The organism is Candidatus Limnocylindrales bacterium (assembly GCA_035626395.1).
GTDB lineage: Bacteria > Desulfobacterota > Binatia > UBA1149 > CAITLU01 > DASPNH01.
Genome location: DASPNR010000023.1, coordinates 71,348 through 89,697 on the forward strand (window position 1 = coordinate 71,348; position 18,350 = coordinate 89,697).

The window sequence follows — 18,350 nt, forward strand, 5'->3', positions numbered from 1 at the left end:
CGGTTACTGCGCCGGCGCCGGCGCGGGCTCGCGCAGCGCGCGGATCAGCTCCTGCTGGAAGCGCTGCGGCTCCTCGAGCTGCGGATAGTGCGCCGACTGCTCGAACCGCGTCGTCGTGACGGCCGGCGCGTCGACGTGCTCGGCATATTCCTGCACGAGCGCCGGCACCGCGATCAGGTCGGCACGGCCGAGGAAGAAGTGCACGGGTACGCGGAAGGACGGCGCTGCCGCGAACAGGTCCGTGCTCATGTAGCCGGAAAAGAAGTGGCGGGTCGCGTTCTGCGCGCACGAGATGTAGCGCGCCTTGTCGTAGGCGGTGTACTCGGGCGCCCGCAGCGCGTGCAGCAGCGCCTCGGTGCCGTCGCCCTTGGCGAACTCGCCGCCGTAGCGCGCCACGATCTGGCGCTGGGCGACCAGTGTCTCGATGTCCGGATACGGCAGCCGCAACCGGTCGAGCTCGGCCTGGATGTCGCCGTCGCCGCGCTTGCCCGCCTCCTCGCGCAGCAGATCGACCGCGGTCTTTTCGTTGCGCGCCGCGTGCACCACCGGCGAGACGGCCACGACCGCGGCGAACAGCTCGGGGCGGCTGGCCGCCGCCTGCAGCGCGACGCTGGCGCCGATGGAGTGCCCGACCAGGAACACGCGGTCCTTGGCGAAGCGTGAACGGATCGCCTCGGCGATGGCGACCGTGTCGGAGACCAGCGCCTGCATCGTCGGAGCGGCGTTCGCATCGCCGGTGCACGACCTGCCGGTGCCGCGCGGGTCCCACTGCACGAGCAGGAAGTGCTTCTCGAGCTCGCCGCGGAAGCGTTCCGAAAACGGGATCGAAGACATGTGCGGCCCCGAGGCGACATAGAGCAGGGCCGGCAGCTCCCGGTCCGCCGTGCGCACGAGCACCGCCTGCTCGAGCCCTCCCACGTCCCACTTCTCGATGCTGGCGATGGCGCGCTCGCCCTCCAGCGACGGCGTCCGCGCCGGAATCAGCGCCAGGATCACCACCGCCACGAGCACGATCGCGAGCAGCACGAGGAAGGAGCGCCAGAGGAATCGAAGAACGGTCCGCATCATGTCGGTGAAGTCATCCTCGCCGGCCGCAGGGCCTGCCTCGCCGGTAGCACGGGCGCGGACAGGAGAAAAAACGGCCGCCGCCGTCCGCTCTCACGCACCGGCGGCAGTCGCCGGCGCCGACGCGGCCGCTGCCTGCCCGACGCCGCTCGCGCTCCGCGCTTCCGCGCCGGCCACCGAAAGATCGATTCGACCGACCTCAGGACGCCGCTGCGTGGCCGCCTCGAAGACGGCGGCGTAGGCGGGATGGTTGGTTCCCATCCAGCGGTCCCAGCAGTTCAGCCACATTCCGTAATCGCAGCCGATCTCGGTGTGGTGGAGGTTGTGGTGCGTGGCGGTGTTGAACCAGCCGAGCAGAGGATGGCGCACGAATCCGCGCGGGTACAGCTCGTATCCGAGATGCGCGACCAGCCCGATGGCCCAGATCGCGCCGCCGGCAGCCGCGAGCGAAAGCGGATGCATCGGCAGCGCCAGCAGCACCAGGACGAAGTAGGCGTTGCCGAGCAGCGTCTCGACCGGATGATGGGCGAACGTCGCCAGCGGCGTGGGGTTGGTGCTGCGGTGGTGAACGGCGTGGACGCGCTCGAACATCCAACGCGTATGCAGCAGGCGATGCTGCCAGTAGAACCACGTGTCGTATCCGAGCACGACCACCAGCGCCGACAGCGCCGCGTAGGCGATGCCATGATCGGAAACGTCGAAGTACATCCTCGTGTACCCGCCCTGCACGGCGCCGAGCGAGAGCGTGGCCACGATGCCGGTGCATGCGGCGTTGGAGATCGACCAGAGGATCTCGCCATTCGTCGAGCGTCGCGACGGGAACTCGCGCTGGATGCGGAAGCGCAGCAGCCGCGCGCGCAGCGGCCCGTGCAGCAGCCAGGTCAGCGCTCCGGCGACGCCGAAATACCGCACGCAGTAGCCGGCGCAGTAGGCCAGCCACGCGACCAGCGCAGCGGTCATCGTCTCGATCGCCATGCTCAGCAGAACTCGCTGCGCCGCAGGTACGGATTGGTCCCCGGGTCGCTGGCCGGATACAGGAACGATCGTGCCCGCGCCGCCGGATCGCGCTCGCGGCTGCACAGGCTGCGGATGTCCTCGGCCTGCTGGCGGTCGTGCCAGAAGCGCATGCGGCGAGGGCGCGGCAGGCGAAACGCGGCCGGATCGACGCGGAACTGCCGGCTGCGGATGTGGTCGAACGCGAAGCGGAAGTCGGCTTCCGGCGCGAGCTCGGTCTCCAGCACGCGCTGCCGCCGCAGCAGGCTGTAGCGCAGCATCTCTTCGATGTACTCGTCCACCGCGTCGCCGCCCTTGCCTGCCGCCTCGACGCATTCGCGCAGGGCGGCGCCGGCGACTTCCAGCAGCGGCTCGACGCATTCCAGCAGCGCCATCGCCTTGACGGTCCCGAGGCTGTTCCGGTATTCGCCGGCCGCGTACCGGTCGGCGCGCGCATCGTCGGCCAGGTGCGCGCGCAGCTCGGCGGCGGTGGCGAACAGGCCTTCGCGCACGCCCTGCTCGAGCACGTCGTACCACGCGCGCAGCTCGGGCCGTGCCACCGCACGCTCGTGACAGCGCTGCACGACGTCGAACAACGAGATCCCCAGCGCCCGCGCCAGGCCGTGCAGCTCCTCGAAGTAGCCGTCGTTGTAGAAGATCTCGACCGACAGCTCGAAGCGCTTGCAGTCCAGGTACTCGTGCGGGCTCATCGCGTCGGTCCCGAAGACCAACTCGCACTCCTCGGCGCTGAAGAAGCGCTGGCCCGCGAACTCGTAGCGCCCGTGGCAGTACGGCTGCACGCGAAAACCGGTGCGCAGCCCGAAGCGGCGGCGCGAGTCCGCCTGCGCCATCTCGGTGCCGGGCAGCAGCACCAGCGCGTACATCTTGATGCGCTGCACGCTCGCTTCCATCGCCGTGCGGATCGAGGCGCGGTGCGCCGCGGCGCTCTCGCCGGGCAGGCCCAGAATCAGCTCGGTGAACGAGCGCTGGCCCGTCTCTCCGGCGGCGGCCGCCATCTCCAGCAGAACCGAGTCCGAGATGTTGGAGCGGCGCACGTTGCGCAGCGTCTGCGGGTCCGTCGACTGCAGCGCCGGCCCGAAGCGCATCGCGCCGCCGGTGCGGCGCACCGCCTCGAGCACGCGCTCCTTGCGGTTCTTGCCGGTCGACACCTCGATGGTCTGCGGCCACCCGTAGCGCTCGCGCACCGCCGCGAGATGGTCGCACACGACCAGATCGTGCTCGTACATCCCGAAGTTGGAGTCGGCGATGTACAGCATCGGCGAGGCGCCGGGCTGCATGCGCGAGGCGATGTACTCGAGCTCGGCGCGCACCCGCTGCGGCGAGACGGTGGCGATGCGCGTGTAGTAGTCCTCGCCCTCGACGCAGAACGTGCACTGGAACGGGCATCCGCGCTGCGTCTGCAGGAGCGGCGACAGATCGGGCCGTGCGAAGAACGAATCGAGCAGGCCGGTCAGGTACGGCGAGGGAAAGTGATCGAGATCGTGGCGGCGCGGCGCCGGCGGCGGCGCCACCAGCCGTCCCTCCCGCATGTAGTGCACGCCCGCGATCGTCGTGCCCGATGCGCGCACGGCGCACGCATCGCCGTCGTGCTCGAGCAGCGCGCCGAGCAGCGCGGCGAACGGCTCCTCGCCTTCCTTGGCGACGTAGAAGTCGACGTGCGGATGCGCCGCGAAGAAAGCCTGCTGTTCGCCAGGCGTGCCCGGATAGTTGGGGCCGCCCATGACCACCGTCATTGCCGGTGCCATCTGTCGCGCGCGGCTGGCGACCTGGCGGGCGAGATCGAGGTTCCAGACGTAGTTGGTCAGGCCGAGGACGTCGGGCACTTGGCGAAGGAACGCGCGGCCGAGATCCTCGGGGGAGCGGAAGACCTCCACCGACACGCGATCGCCGTGCTCCTGCAGCGCATGGGCCCCGACGCAGCCGGCCGCGTACGGGAACGTCTTCATGACGTTGGCCGGATGCAGCAGGTCGGCGAGATAGATGCGAAGAGGACGCACGCGTTTCCCGCTACACCGGCGCCGCACCCGCGTCCAATCCCCTGTGGGAGCGCTTGGGCGCCGGCGGCGGAGGGTGAGCGGCTCCGCGACGGGCGCCGCGACCGCGCCTCAGTCGTCGATCGCGGCGTGCAGCATGCGCAGGAAGTCGCGCGCGTAGCGCTTCTGATGCACCCACACGCCGGTCGCGAAGTGCAGCTCGTCCCAGTCGATGCTGCCGTCGAGCAGCCGCGCCAGCGCGCTGGCGGGGTACGTGAAGCGCATGTCGTAGGAGGCCGGCTCGCCCCAGCCGAACACGTCGCCGGCGGTGCGGGAGAAGTCGAGATGGAAGCGGGGCCGCGGCAGGCCCGGAATGACGTAGGCGATGACGGTGCCGCTCACGCCTGGAAAGCGCGCGCGCAGGCGCTGCCAGCGCGCCAGCACGTGATCGCGCAGGCGCAGCGGCAGGTCGTCGGCCGCCGGCGCGCCGGCAGCCGCGCCAACGACGTCGCCCGCACGTCGGGATGCCGCATCGTCTGCGCGTCCGCCCGCAGCCTGGCCGGCAACGTCGCCGGCACCCGCACTGTCGCTCGCGCCGGAATCGACGATGTCGAGCGCCGCGGCGTAGCGCGCGATCGCGGCCGCCTCCTCGTCCTTGTCATGGATCGGCGCGAGCTGGCGCAGCGTGCCGTCGATGCCGACGCCGTCGCCGGGCCCGAGCACGGCACCGGCGAGGCCCGCCTGCCGCAGACGCCGCACCGCCTCGGCCGCATTGTTGAAGCTGGCGTTGCGCCACTGCTCGCGCGGCGCCAGGAAGCGGATGCTGTTGGCGAACGGAATCGTCAGGCGCGGGCGCAGGCGCAAGGCTGCCGCGACGAGCTCGCGGTAGTGGCGCTCGCCGCTCTCGCGCATGAGGCGTTGCTTCTCGGCCGCATCCATCTCGAAGGAGGCGGGGAAGTGCGATGCCGGCGAGTAGCCGACGAACGCGTAGTCGATGCGGAACCGGTCGCGAATCCATTCGTGCTGCGCAGGCGAAAGAGGACAGTCGTTGGTGTCGAGCAGCGCAAACCCTTCGGCGGCGATGACGATGGCCGAGTCGCCGGTGCCCGCGTCGGTGTCCTCCTGTGCCAGCATCGCGATTCGAAAGGGTGTGCCCGCGACCTCGATCACCTGCTCCGGCGCCACTTCGACGACCGTGAAACCGAGCGCGCGCAGCCGGTCGTGCAGCCGGCGGTCGCGCTGCGCGGCGACGTAGACGGGAATCGTTCGGGGGAAGTGCGCCAGCGTCGGCGGATGGAAATGGTCCGGATGCAGGTGCGAGACGTAGATCGCATCGGTCTCGGCGGCCAGCGACGCCACCGAGGCCACCGGCGGCGGGAACAGGAATCCGCTGTCGCACGCGATGCCGCCGAACAGCCACGGATCGGTCAGCATCGTGCGCCCGCCGCTGCGCACCCGCAGGCATGCATGCGCGATCACCTCGACCGCCAGCTCGCCGCGACCGCTCATCGACGAGCGCCCTGCGGCGGCGGCGGGCGCAGCGTCGCTGCGGCCGGGCCTGGCCTTCGAGCGCTTCCTCGGCCCTCGTGTCGGCTCGGGCATCTCACGCGCCGCGGCGCTACAGCGAGGCCGCTGCCGGGTCAACGCGCACGAACGGCTGGCAAACCGACCGCGCTCGCGAGATGTTCGCCGCGCCTGCGTTGACGATGACGGCAAGCGGACAAACCACCCGCCGACGAGCCGCTCTGCTTGCCGGCATCCTGCTCCTGGCTGCCGGCGTCGTGCCGCTGCTGCTTGCACCCGCGCCGGCAAGGCCGCTCATTCCCACTCCCGATGATGGACTGCTCGCGCGCCTGTTCCCCGGCGTCCCCGCGACATGGCTCGTGCTGCGTCTGATCGCGCTGGCGGCTGGCGCGCTGGCGGTGGCGTGGGCAACGGCGCCAACGCAGCAGGCGCCGCGGCCACGGCCGCCGGCTCCACTGTCATCGCTGCCGTCCTGGCTCGTCGCGTTCGCCGCCACGTGCGCCGCGCTGGCGCTGCTCGCTCCGTGGCTGCCTCGCGCGCTGCAGCTCGCGCTGCTTCCGATGATGGTTGCGGTTCCGGCAACGCTGGCTGCGATCCAGACGCGCGCCTGGCAGGCGCTGGCGCGGCACCGAAGCGCCGCCGCGGCGGCCGGCTGCATCATCGTGCTGTCGTGCGCAGCGCACGAGATGCTGGCGAGCCGATCGCTGATGGCGATGCAGGCGCCCGACGGCGACGAGTCGTATCGCTGCATTCAGCAGGCCGCGCAGCCGCGCTTCAACCTTCTCACCGACGGCTGCTGGGCCGGTACGACGACGATGGCCGGAACGCTGCTCGGATACGGAATCGTCGGCACCGACGCCGTTCCCGCCACTCTGGCCATCATTCGCCGCACCGCGCTCGTCTCGTACGCAGTCACGGCCGCGCTGCTCGCGTTCTGTGCGTTTCGGCTCTCCGGCGCCGGCGCTGCGTGCATCGCGGCGGCCGCGTTCCTGTGGTCGCCGATGCTGCTTTCGGTGGTGCAGATGCCGACGCTCGGCAACGCCGTCATCGTGGCCGCAGCGCTGGCCGCCGTGGTGTCGCTGCAGCGGTCGGGGAGCGCCGCCGCCGCGATGGTCGCGGTGGTGCTGGCCGGCGCGATGCTCGCGATTCCCAACATGATCGTGCTCGCCGTGCTCGTGCTGGCCATGGTCGCGCGAGAGACGATGGTGCGCGACGCGCCGCCGCAGCCGGGCGCGATGCGGCGGATGGCCGCGGCGGCCGCGCTGTTTCTCGTCGCGGCAGCTGCGCCCGGGATCGGAGCGATCCGGGAGATGCCGCAGATCGCGCGCACGTATTCGAGCGGGGCCGTCTCCTGGGCGGGGCTCGAAGCGCTGCTGCAGGAGCAGATTCCCGGCCGCGGACGCGCGTCGTTCCAGTCGCACGACGCGCCCCGCTCCGATCTCGTCATCGGCACCGCATTGGCCGTGGTGGCCACGCCGCGCGCCGCAATCCGTCATCAAGGCGACGTTGCCACTGAGCCCGTGGCCGCCGCGCTGGCGCTGACCGCGCTCGCGTGTGCCGCCACACGCGCCGGCGCCGCCGCACGGTCGATGACGCTCGTGCTCGCGGCCATCATGCTGCCGGGCATCCTGTCCAACTACGACCGGCCGCACCTGATGAGGATCTGGACGCTGCTTCAGCCGCTGGCGCTGCTGTCGGCGCTGGGATGGCAACGCATCGAGCAGTCCCTGGCACCGCGCCGGCGCGCCGCGGCGGCCGCGATCGCAACGGGAGTGGTGGCCGCGAGCGGCGGCACGCTCTTCTACATCGTCAACCCGACGATCCTGGCTCGCACGGCATCGCAGATCGCGCTCGAGGCGCTCGGCAAATCGGACCGGCCGGTGTGGACGACGATGGAGCCGACGGTGTTCAGCCACCAGCTCTCGCCATCGCCGCTGCACACGGCCGCGGCCTCCCAGGTCGCCGAGCGCCTGGCGGCCGACGCGCGCGCGCTGGCGGTCTGGAGCCCGGCCGACGAGGACGATCACGGCGTGTCCGCGCTCCTGTGCGGCAGGCGACCGGACCTCGAGATCTTCGTTCTTCACGATCCCGCGCGCCTCTCCTCGGCCTTCGCCGCCGCAGCGCCTTCGGCGTGGCAGCCGCGCCTGGAGCCGCAGCGCGTGGAGCGAGGCAGCTGCGGCACGATCCTTCCCACCGAGAACGCGCGTGCGCGCCAGGCGCTTGCGGCCGCGGCCGAGCTGGCCGCACAGGGCCGGCGCGAGCAGTCGTTCGAGCTGGTCGAGGACACGGCGCGACGCACGTTCGCGCAGCCGGCGCTGTACGCGACGCTGGCACGCGAGCTGGCTCGCAGCGGCAAATCCGCGCGCCTGCCTCATGCCCGCTACTGGGCCGACCGCGCCTGCACGGTCGGCGGCCGCTCGGATCCGGAAATCTGTGCGCTGGCAGCCTCGCTGGCAGCAGCAAGAACGCGTTGAGCCAGGGCGCGGGCGGCCGTTCCCGCGCGTCGGTTCACGGCGCGGGCGGTGAGGTTCCCACCACCGTGACCATCCTCACGGGCGGGCGGTCAGGTTTCCGCCACCGCGGCCATCCTCACGGCGCGGTCGGCGAGGTTTTCGCCACCGCGGCCATCCTTACGGCGCGGCCGGCGCCGGCTGACCGCTGCCGCCGCCGACGGCCGGCTGGGCCGCGGCCGGACCGGGACTGCCATGCGGCGCAGACGTCGCGGCGGGCGCGCCAACGGCGCCCGGGGCTCCTTCGGGCAGCGGCGCCGGCGCCTCGTGCGGCTCGACCGGAGCGGCAGGCGGCGGGAACGTCATGACGATGGCGCCCTGCATGTCTCCGATCGTCATGCGTCCGGCGCGGCTCTCGTCGACGGTGAAGTCGAAGAAGCGGGCGCCGTGCTCGTTGCGTAGCTCGAAGCGCGCCTGTCCGGTGGCGCCGGTGCCGAGCGAGGCCAGCACATGGCCCGATTCGTCCGAAAGCCTGAACGAGCCTTCGCCGGCTTCGTTGCTGCCGAGCGTCACCACGTTGAAGCCCTGGCGGTTGCCGAGCGCCAGCTCACCGGTGCCCGCGTCGTTGGCGCCGAGCCGCACCAGCCTCTGACCTCCACGCGCCGCCAGCGTCACCTCGGCGCCGTCGCCGGTCTGAGCGGCGCGAAACACCTGGAAGCCGCCTTCGCCGACGATCGACACCGCGCCGATCGTCTCCTCGGGCTCGGAGCCGACGCGCACGAGGCTTCGACCGTCGGCGGCCAGCGCGTCCATGTAACCGTTGCCCGATTCGGTCGCGCCCAGCGTCAGCGCGACTTTCGATTCGGTTCCGACGACGACCTCGACGCGGCGTGCGCGCAGGACGTCGAGGATCGGCGGCTCGCCCGTGGGAACCGCTTCCCAATTGACCGGTGGCGGCTGCGCCGCGTCCTCGCCGAGCGCGGTGCCGAGCATCGGCGCGGCCACGGCAACCACGAGCAGGCCGACCACGCATCCTTCGAGCACACGCATGCGGCGCCGAAGCGCACGGTTGGATGCTTCCAGCTCCTGCAGACGCGTTTGGACGCTCTCCCTCACGATACGAACCTCCTGCTTCGACGGCAGTCGACCTCAACGGGCCGGCGACGTCTCGGGTGACGGCAACGGGCACGACCCAGGCGGCGGCGACGCCTGCGACAGCCACTCCGGAACGCTGTAGGTGCCCGCATCGCCGGAGAAGACGCTCAGGCGGCCGGCGCCGCCTTCGACCGACACCAGCTCGGAGGCGAGCAGGCCGTGGCCGTTCATCATGCGGAGCTCGCCCGAGCGGTCGGCGGCGGCAGCCGCGACCACCACCGGACGACCGTTCTCCGCGAACACTTTCAACCGCCCTCCCTGTTTGGCGGGATCGACGGTGACCAGCGGATAGCCGCCCTTGCCGTAGATCGAGATCGAGCCGCCCGCGGTGCTCCCGTACATCATCGCGAGCTGGCCGCCGTTGCCGTCGTATACGGAGGTGAAGCCGGTGCCCGCCGCGGTCGGTTCGGCGATGAAGAGCGGGTAGCCGGCACGGTTCATCGTGCGAATCGCTCCGGAGCCGGCCGCATTCGTGCGCAGCGAGACGGTGGGATTGCCCTCGGCGGTGACCAGCTCGAGCATGCCGTGCCCCTCGGGCGTCGCGGTCATGTAGGCGACCGCCATGCGATCGTCGGGGCCTCCGACGACCTCGAATCGGCGCGCGCGCACCACGGCCGCGATATCCGATTGCTGCGCCACCAGGTCGGCCGCCGACGTCAGCACGGCCACGGCGACGGCCGCCGCCAGCGCCGTCGTTCGCGAACGCCGCACCTGCCGGCGCAGCTCGCGGCACTGCGCTTCCAGCTTCTCGACTCGCTCTGCCATCTCCACGCTGAGCTCCTCCCGGCCGTGACGGCCCATGGATCGGTCGCTTCGGCGTTACCACAGGGCGCGCGGCGTTGGGAGTCAGAGCGACGCCGCCAGCGCGCATGCCTGCGCATCGGCGCCTTCGCCTGCAGCGCACGCGAGCGTGGCCCAGAACTTCGCGTTCGTGCGATCGCCGGAGCTGTCACGTTCGGCCAGCAGCGTGGCCAGCGGCCGATACAGGCGCGGCTGCACCAGAGTGCTGGTCGCCGCTTCGTGCAGGACCGAGACGGCTTCGTCGCGCCGTCCGCTGCGCGCCAGCTCGGCGGCCCGCTGCAGCGCGTGGCCGGCGATGGTGGCGTCGGTGGGAAGCGTCTCGGTGCACGAGCGGGCGCGCCATTGCACCGAGCCGCCGGCGGAGGGAGGTCGTTGCAGCGCAGCGAACAAGCGCGTGCGTCCGCTGGCGTCGGCGGCTTCCTGAAGCGACAGCTCCGTGCGCAGGCGGCACACGTCGTGGCCCACCTGCCGCTCCATCTGCTCGCCCGGCGTCCACAGCAGGCCCGCCGCGTTCTCCAGGGCGGAACGATCGGCGTCGAGCGGATCCCACCACTGCACGCTGCGGCCGATCACCTGCTCGCTCAGGATCCGCGCCACATCGGAGGAGCCGCCGGCCAGATGCATCGACCATGCGGGCGCATCCTCGACGTCCGCCATCGCGCGCATCGCCAGGCCGGCCGCCGATGGAGCCAGGATGCGCGCGTTGACGTGGTCGAAGAGGAACGTTCCGCTGACCGCCACGAGCAGCGCGATCGCCGAACCCGCACGCATCGACGCCGCTGCCGCCGGCCACGCGCGTAGCAGGCGATGCAGCCCGAACGCGGCCACCAGCGCGACCGGCAACGCCAGCTCGATGCGCAGCGGCACCACGCGATCGTAGGACGAGACCGCCGCCGGCGCCGCGGCCGCGATGAGCAGCAAAAGCAGAAGGCGCGGTATCCAGCGCCGGAGGCCGGCGAACGCAGCGAGGACGCCGACGACGAACAGCGCCGCACCGAGGGGCTCGATAACGACGTCGCCCCACAGGCGCGTGGATGCGCGCGCAACCGCCAGCGGTGAAAGCAGCAGGCCGGCGACGACGTCGACCGTGGCATCGCGCGCGGCCAGGTTGGTGGTCTCGGCGAGCGAGGGCGCCGTGCGGCCCGTGAAGTAGCCGTCCAGCGGCGCCCATGCCACCGAGGCACTCGCCTGCGAGCGCGCGGTCTCGATCATGTCGGGAATGGTCGCCGACCCCGGAAGCAACGCGGCCAGCGCGAACGCGGCCGCCAGCGCGAGCAGCGGCCACCGCTTGCGCAGCACCGCCATCATCGCGACGGCCAGCAGTGCGGCCACGACGACCGAGTTGGGCAGCAGGACCGCCATTCCCGTCAGCGCGCCGAAGCCCGCGGCTGCCCACGGCTCGGGCCGGCGCGCCAGCGCGAGCGCCAGCACCAGAAGCCCGGCAACGACGACGGTGTGACTGGGCGCACCGGGAACGAGCAGACGCAGCAGAACCAGCGGCGACCACAGGAAGACGGCGGCGGCCAGTGCTCCGCACGCAACGCCCCATGTCCTCCCGGCCATCGTGCCGAGCATCGCGGCCACGACGGCCGTCCAGAACGCCGACACGGACTGGATGATCGGCATCGACAGCGGAATGCCGCTCCAGCCGAGCACGCCGTTGCCCTGGAAGATCAGCGGCGCCAGCGTGTAGCCGGTCCAGCACCCTTGCGTCAGCAGCGAGGTGTCGGCCGCGGCGGCGATCTCGAAGCAGCGGTAGACCGGGAGGTAATCGACGGCGTCGGCCACCCGCACCGAGCCGAATGCATCGGGCAGCCGCTGCGCGACCCACGCCAGCGCGATCGCCCACGGCAGCGCCTGCGTGCGCCACGGCATTCGTACGTGCACCCGTACCACCGCCACCGCCGCCGGAACCAGCAGCGCAGCGATGTAGGCGAGCTGCACGCCGCGCGTCGCCGCGCCGGCCAGCGGCGCCGCGCAAAGCAGCAGTGCGGCGAGCACCACCAGCGGATGCGCGGGCCGCAACGTGTGATCGCGCTGGAGACGAGGTGCCTCCGGGCGATCGGCATCCGTCGGATTGACACCAGCATGATCGGAGTCGGCCGCCTCAGCGCCGCCGGCATCGCGGCCGAGGAACGATCCGGCGTGGCGGAAGGACGCTACGCCGCGCGGCCGCGTCGCGAGCACCAGCGCCGCCGCGCCCGCCAGCACGCACAGCAGCCGCGCCACGATCCACATCGGCGGCACGCCCGGAAACAGGCGCTCGATCATCGGCGTCAGCGGAGTGATCAGGCGCGTCGGCTGCGGATCGGGCGCGACGTACAGAGGCAGCGCATAGGCGAGCAGCAACAGCACGCCGGCCGTCAGGCTCGTGCGCGAAGGTGCGGGGAGCCTCATGCGGCGTGGTCGCGCAGGACCGAGTGCACCATACGATGGAAGTGAGCCAGTGCTGGCTCGTTGCGCCCGTAGATGACGCTTTCGAGCGCGCCGGCGCAGAACGCCCGCTGCGCCTTCTCGCCGGTGGCGAAGTCCTCGTCGCAGACGGTGCGCACCAGCAGGTCGAAGTTGGACTGGAAGTAGCGGCGCGTCTTCTCATCCCCTGCCGGCCCGGGCGTGAGCAGCGCGAACGTCACCGTGCAGGTGTCCGGCGTCGCGCCCGGCCATGCCTGGACCAGCTCGGCGTGGTCGCCCTGATAGATCAGCACCGTGTTGGGGAAGAGCTGGTACAGGATCGTGGCGTGCGGGATCAGCCGCCACTGCTCCTCGGGCAGGCCGCGCAGCTCGAGGAACGAGCGTCGCAGCGCCACCATCCTGCCGCCGCGACCGAATGCGTCCCACAGCGAGGGCACCGACAGGATCATCGGGCTGAGCGACTGCCGGTGCAGCGCCGGCAGATGGTACGCCTCCAGGAACGTGTCGACGGCAAGCTTCCAGTTCATCGCCACCGGCACGCTCGAGCGTGCGAACGGCACGTGCGCCGCAAGATCGAACGCGGCCAGCTCCCTCTGCGCGCCGCCGAGCTGCGCGTCGAGGTCGAAGCGCTCGTCGCCGCCGCTTCGCACGAAGATCATGCCGTAGCGTTCCTGCACCGGCAGCGCGCGCAGCGACAGCGTGGCGCGATCGATGCCGCGAAAGCCCTCGCCGTACGGCATCGCGCAGAGCCGTCCGCCGCCGTCGTAGGTCCAGCCGTGATAGGGGCACGTGAAGCGCGAGGCTGCGCCGGCTCCTTCGACGACGCGTGCGCCGCGGTGGCGGCACACGTTGACGAACGCACTCACCGCTCCCGCCTGCGAGCGCGTCAGCAGGATCGGCACCGGCCCCTCGCTGCGCTCCAGATAGCTGCCCGGAGCGGCCAGCTCCGAGCTGAATGCCACCAGCAGCGGTTCGCGCGCGAAGAGGCTCTCGCGCTCGCGCCGCGCAGCCTCGGCATCGACGTAGGTGGCGACGGCGTTGACGTAGGGAGCCTCGGCCATGTCGGTCGCGTCGGCGTCGAGCAGACGGAACGCACGCTGCAGAAGCTGTCGCTGCGTGGCGGTGTCCATCGCCGTCAGGCGCTAGCCTGCCCTTCCGGTCGGGTCAACGCCCTGGAGCGCTCGATGGAAGGATGCCGTCGAGCGGAAGCAGTGATGCCCGAGGCGCCCGAACACGTTGATGCTTCCGATCGTGGACGCCTGCGCCTCGTTCTCGAGATAGGAGGCGCCGAGCGGCCGCCGCGCCGAGCATTCCTTCTGAAGCGCCGTGAACAGGCCGCGATAGCCGGGCAGCGACGCCCCGATGCCGCGGCCCAGGATGCCGGCCCCGGCCGCCTCGCTCAAATCTTCGAGCAGCAGCATCGCGTTGAATGCGATGATCTCCTCGCCGTCGCGCACGACCAGCAGCGCGTCGCACCACTCGCCCGTCAGCGCCTTCTCCGTCCAGACCTGGTACAGCTCGGTCGCGCGCTCGAGCGGCACGTCGGCGTCGAACACGAACGGGCCGCGATCGAAGGCATGCCGGCAGTACTCGTGAAGCCTGCGCCAGGAGGCGCGCGGCAGGCGTGGAATCTGCTCGCGCTCGTGCAGCTCGATGCGAAGCGGCGCGGCGAGCTCGCTCTCCGCGGCCGCGCCGGTCAGCGACTGCATCCAGGAGATGCGCGTGCCGACGTGGAAGCAGCCGGCCTCCTGCACCGCGCGGTAGGCGGCGCGGTCCTGCGTGGAGACGCTCGCCATCAGATGCGCATAGCCGCGCACTCGCAGCGCTGCGACGAGCTCGGCGTAGGCCGCGCGCAGCGCGGACAGCCGCTCGGCCTCCCCGGCAACGGCCGCCGGCGCATCGACGCCGGCCACGGCCCTGGCAAAGTGCGCCGATTCGAACGTCCTGTGCTGCACGCGCAACGCGGCAAGCGGGCGTCCGCTGCGGTCGCGAACCACCAGCACCTGCGCCTCCGGCGCCGACCATCGACGTCGCTGCAGCGCAAGCGCTCCACCTCCACGGCCTTCGATCGGGCCGAAGTTGCGATAGGCGAGGTGCGGCTCCGCCGCCAGCAGCTCCGACAGCGCCTGCTCGCGGGCAGCGCCGTCCTCCCACTGCGCGGACAGCTCCATCACGCGCGGTAGTATCCGAGAATGCGCAGCAGGGCGGCGATCACGTCGTCCTGCTCCTGCTCGGTGAGCGCCGCATCCAGCGGCAGCGACAGCACGCGCTCGGACGACTCCATCGCCACGGGCGCCTGCTCGGCAAGGAGTCCCTGCGCGCGGAAGAAGCGGTGCGCGGGCAGTGCCCGGAAGTGCACACCCACGCCGATGTTCTCGGCGAGCATGGCCTTGAGCACGCCGTCGCGGTCGATGCGCAGCGCCCGCGGCACGATGCGGATGACGAACAGGTGCGCCGATCCGCGCGCGCCCTCGCGCCCGGCCAGCAGCTCGACGGCATCGCAACCGGCGAGCGCATCGCGGTAGCGCCGCTCCAGAACGCGGCGCCGCTCGATGGCGGCGTCGATGTGCGCGACCTGCGCCAGCCCGAGTGCCGCTTCGATGTCGGTCATGTTGTATTTGAAGCCGAGGGTGATCGCTTCCCAGTGCGTATAACTCGCGCCTGCGCGTCGGCTCGCGTCGACGTCGATACCGTGCAGGCGCTCCACGCGCATGCGCGCGGCCCAGTCCTCGTGGCGCGTCGCTGCCATGCCGCCATCGCCCGTGGTCAGGTTCTTGGTGGCGTAGAAACTGAATGCGGCGCCGTCGCCGAGACAGCCGGCCGCTGCGCCGTCGAGGCTGGCGCCGATGGCATGCGCGGCGTCCTCGAGCATCGTCAGCGGCCTGCTGCCGGCCGCCTGCGCCAGCGAGCCGACATCACAAGGCTCGCCGGCAAAGTGCACTGCGATAACGGCGCGTGTGTGCTCGGTCATCGCGGCTGCGACCGTCTGCGGCGTCAGCGCCAGCGTGCAGCGATCGACGTCGGCGAGAACGGGGCGCGCGCCGGCGTGCAGAACGGCATTGGCGGTTGCAGGGAACGTCATGGCCGGCACGATGACGTCGTCGCCGGGGCCGACGCCGGCCGCGCGCAGCAGCAGGTGAAGGGCGGCCGTGCACGAGGAGACGGCAACGGCGTGCGGCGCGCCGATGTAGGCGGCCATGGCCGCCTCGAAACGTTCGGTGACGGGGCCTTGGGAGATCCAGCCCGATCGCAGCACCGCGGTCACGGCGGCTTCGGCCTGCGCGTCGACGATCACGCGGACGAACGGCAGCATCGACTCGCGAACCGGCCGCCCGCCGGCGATGGCCGGTACGTCGACCACCTGATGACGAACGCTGGGAGGTTTCATGATCCGCTCGACCGCCGGCCCTCGCGCGCACGCCGAGCGTGACGACCGGCCGTCGTGATACCAAATGGCCCTGCCTGCAACAATGCGGGAGAGCGGCTTCGTCACGGGCGTCGCGGAAGCCGGCGGCTACCTCCCCGCGCGCTCCCGTGATAGCCGACGAGCTTCGAGCACGAGCCGATGGCCGACGCGCACTCGCAGCAGCTTCTACGAGCGCTCGCGCTTCTTGCGGGCGCGGCCCTGGTCGGCGTCTCGCTGTATCCGCTCTTCGACCCGCCGCTGTCGGAGCCCCTGCCCGTGCTCGTGGCGGTGCCGACGCTGCACGAACGGCTCTTTCCCGGAGTGCCGCTGTGGTGGGTTGCCCGTCGTGTGCTGGCCATGGCAGGCGGCGCAGCGCTGATCTGGTGGGCCTCGCGCGATCGGCTGCGCGAGGCACGGCAAATCGACCATGGCACCGAGCAGGCCGCCGCGGGCGATGCACAGCGCGAGGCGCATGCGACTCGCGACCCTCTGCTCGGTCCGCTGCTGGTCGCGGGCGTTGCGTTGCTGGCTGCAGCCGCCGCCGCGCCGTGGCTCGCGCGTCCCTACCAGGTGCTGTTCGCGTCGGCGCTGATAGGCGTGCCCGCGCTTGCCGTCGCCGCCGACTTCGCGCTCGGCCGCTGGCGGCGCGCGCGATGGGCCAGCGTTCCTGTCGGCGCGGTGGCCGTGGCGATGGCGTGGCTGGCTCTTCGACTGCCGGCGTCGATCGGCTCCTATCGCATGGGCGATGCCGTCGACTACCTGAGCGGCTACTTCTGCTACGAAGATCTGGCCGAGCCCGTCATCAACCTGCTGACGTCGGGCTGCCGGCCCGGCCAGAGCTACATGGCCGGGTTCCCGTACGGACAGGGTCTGCTCGGGTGGGACACGCTCGACCTTTCCACCGCGCAGACGATCGCCGCCGTCTGGACCGTCGCTGCGTGCCTGCTCGTGTGCAGCGTCATCGCGCGCCGCCACGGGCAGGGTGCCGCGCTGGTCGGCGCGGCTTTCTTCCTGTGGTCGCCGATCGTCCTGGTGCGGCCGCTGGCGCCCGGCAACTTCCTGGCCGCCGCACCGATCGCGCTGGCGCTGTTCTTCTTCGACCGTCTCGGCCGCAGGCCGCGCGCGGCCGCCGCGGCATCGCTGGCCACCGCCATCGGCCTCGGCATCAACCTGTGGCCGGCGCTGCCGCCGATGCTCGTTGTGGGCGCGCTCTCGCTGCGGCCGCTGCTCGCACGTCGCAGCGTCGCCATCGTCGCCGCATGCTTCTTCCTGGCCGCGTCGCTTCCGGCGCTGCCCGAGCATGCGACGTGGTGGCAGCGGCTCGGCGATCACACGCTGTCGATGACGACGATGGAAGCGATATGGTCGGGCCGCGTGGCGCCCTTCCTGATGCCGGGTGCCAGGGATCTGGTGCTGCAGGATCGCACGGCGCTGCTGCTCGGCGCGCTGCTGTCACCGCTGGCCGCGCCGCGCGCATCGGTCGGCTTGTGGGGCGATGTCTTCCTCGAGCCCGTCGGCACCGTCCTCGTCCTCATCGGAGCGCTGGTCTGTGCAGCCGCGTGGCGTCGATCGCGCAGTTCGCGGTGGCTTCTGGCGCTGACGCTGGCGTGCCTGCTGGCTGTGCTGCCAGGCGGCTACGACCGCGTGCACGGGGCGCGCATGGAGCTGGCGCTTCCCGCAACTCTGCTGGCGGCGATCGGCTGGCGGCACTTCTCCGCCGCTCTTCCGCGGCGCACCGCTCTCGCGGCCGCGATCGCTCTCGGTTTCGGGATGATGCTGAGCGGCACGACGCTCTTCGACCGCATCGGCCCACGCATCCTGCCGATGACGGTGCCGGGCCTGGCGCTGCGCGCCGGGCACGTCTACGGCCATGAGGTCGCATGGTCGCCAGGCATGACGGCCGACGCGCTGCCGCCGATGCGGATCCTCGCGCACTTCGTCAGCGGCCGGCGCGTGGTCGGGTGGAACCCTGCCAAGATCCACCGCACGCTGCCCGAGCCGGAGCAGGCGGCCGCGTTCTGGAGCCTCGGCGACGAGATGGAATCGCGCGTGGCGACCGTGCTGTGCCAGAAGCCCAGCGGCCGCTCGCTCTACGAGGTCGCCGATGCCAGCGGCCGCGTGCGCATGTTCGCCGCGGTGCGCACCGACGCCGAGCCGCCGCCCGTGAGCCGGGACGTGGTGTGGACGCGACGCGACTGCAGCGAGCCGCTGCCCACCGATGCCGTCAAGGCCAGGAACGACGTCCTGCGCGCGCGGCAGATGATCGAGAGCGGGCAGAGGGAGCAGGCGCTGGCGATGCTGCGCGAAACGACGCAGGCCACGGTTGCGCAGCCGCGCCTGTACGTGCCGCTGGCGCACCTGCTCGCCGACGGCGACCAGGCCGAGCAGCGCGAGGCGTTCGCCTGGGCGGTGCTGGCGTGCCGTCTGACCGGCGGCAGCTACTTCGATGCGTGCGCGCTCGCCACCGATCTCAGCCGCAGGCTCGGCCGCAACGACCCGTCGTTTCACGCTCCGGCTCCGTCGCGGGGCCAGGCGAACGACGAGCAGTAG

12 protein-coding genes are annotated in these 18,350 nt (G+C 71.7%); 2 read left to right on the forward strand and 10 right to left on the reverse strand.

All coding sequences use genetic code 11. The features are described 5' to 3' along the window. Positions 1 to 3: 3 nt before the first annotated feature. The 4 genes from VEC57_08150 to VEC57_08165 all read right to left on the reverse strand — a co-directional run bounded on the left by VEC57_08150 (position 4) and on the right by VEC57_08165 (position 5,561). Entirely contained in the window at positions 4 to 1,068 is a 1,065-nt protein-coding gene (locus VEC57_08150) for an alpha/beta hydrolase (protein ID HYB99096.1), read from the reverse strand. Positions 1,069 to 1,158: 90 nt separating this feature from the next. Further along, positions 1,159 to 2,040: a sterol desaturase family protein gene (locus VEC57_08155; protein ID HYB99097.1), complete on the reverse strand. Its 882-nt coding sequence runs from the start codon at positions 2,038 to 2,040 to the stop codon at positions 1,159 to 1,161. 2 nt (positions 2,041 to 2,042) lie between these two features. After that, positions 2,043 to 4,076, reverse strand: coding sequence for a cobalamin-dependent protein (locus VEC57_08160; protein ID HYB99098.1), 2,034 nt, complete (start codon positions 4,074 to 4,076; stop codon positions 2,043 to 2,045). Between the two features lie 108 nt (positions 4,077 to 4,184). Beyond that, a complete protein-coding gene (locus VEC57_08165) occupies positions 4,185 to 5,561 on the reverse strand; it encodes an MBL fold metallo-hydrolase (GenBank protein ID HYB99099.1) in 1,377 nt (458 codons plus the stop codon). 173 nt (positions 5,562 to 5,734) lie between these two features. On the opposite strand from VEC57_08165, the gene VEC57_08170 reads away from it, so the two are divergent. Continuing rightward, entirely contained in the window at positions 5,735 to 8,050 is a 2,316-nt protein-coding gene (locus VEC57_08170) for a hypothetical protein (protein ID HYB99100.1), read from the forward strand. Between the two features lie 156 nt (positions 8,051 to 8,206). Here the strand turns inward: VEC57_08170 and VEC57_08175 are convergent, their stop codons facing one another. From VEC57_08175 to VEC57_08200, 6 genes are all read right to left on the reverse strand, one after another. Further along, the gene (locus VEC57_08175; GenBank protein HYB99101.1) at positions 8,207 to 9,142 is read right to left on the reverse strand and encodes a hypothetical protein; all 936 of its coding nucleotides are present in this window, start codon (positions 9,140 to 9,142) and stop codon (positions 8,207 to 8,209) included. 33 nt (positions 9,143 to 9,175) lie between these two features. Beyond that, complete coding sequence (locus VEC57_08180; GenBank protein ID HYB99102.1) at positions 9,176 to 9,952, reverse strand: hypothetical protein; 777 nt, start codon at positions 9,950 to 9,952, stop codon at positions 9,176 to 9,178. Between the two features lie 75 nt (positions 9,953 to 10,027). Beyond that, a complete protein-coding gene (locus VEC57_08185) occupies positions 10,028 to 12,379 on the reverse strand; it encodes a hypothetical protein (GenBank protein ID HYB99103.1) in 2,352 nt (783 codons plus the stop codon). Continuing rightward, positions 12,376 to 13,524: an SRPBCC family protein gene (locus VEC57_08190; GenBank protein HYB99104.1), complete on the reverse strand. Its 1,149-nt coding sequence runs from the start codon at positions 13,522 to 13,524 to the stop codon at positions 12,376 to 12,378. The genes VEC57_08185 and VEC57_08190 overlap by 4 nt, the downstream gene beginning before the upstream one ends. 12 nt (positions 13,525 to 13,536) lie before the next feature. Beyond that, positions 13,537 to 14,568, reverse strand: coding sequence for a hypothetical protein (locus VEC57_08195; GenBank protein ID HYB99105.1), 1,032 nt, complete (start codon positions 14,566 to 14,568; stop codon positions 13,537 to 13,539). Further along, on the reverse strand, positions 14,565 to 15,782 hold the full coding sequence (locus VEC57_08200; protein ID HYB99106.1) for a DegT/DnrJ/EryC1/StrS aminotransferase family protein: 1,218 nt from the start codon (positions 15,780 to 15,782) through the stop codon (positions 14,565 to 14,567). Before VEC57_08200 ends, VEC57_08195 begins: the two co-directional genes overlap by 4 nt. Before the next feature lie 177 nt (positions 15,783 to 15,959). Here VEC57_08200 and VEC57_08205 point away from each other — a divergent pair, with 177 nt between their 5' ends. Further along, positions 15,960 to 18,350, forward strand: a complete 2,391-nt coding sequence (locus VEC57_08205; GenBank protein HYB99107.1) for a hypothetical protein — start codon at positions 15,960 to 15,962, stop codon at positions 18,348 to 18,350.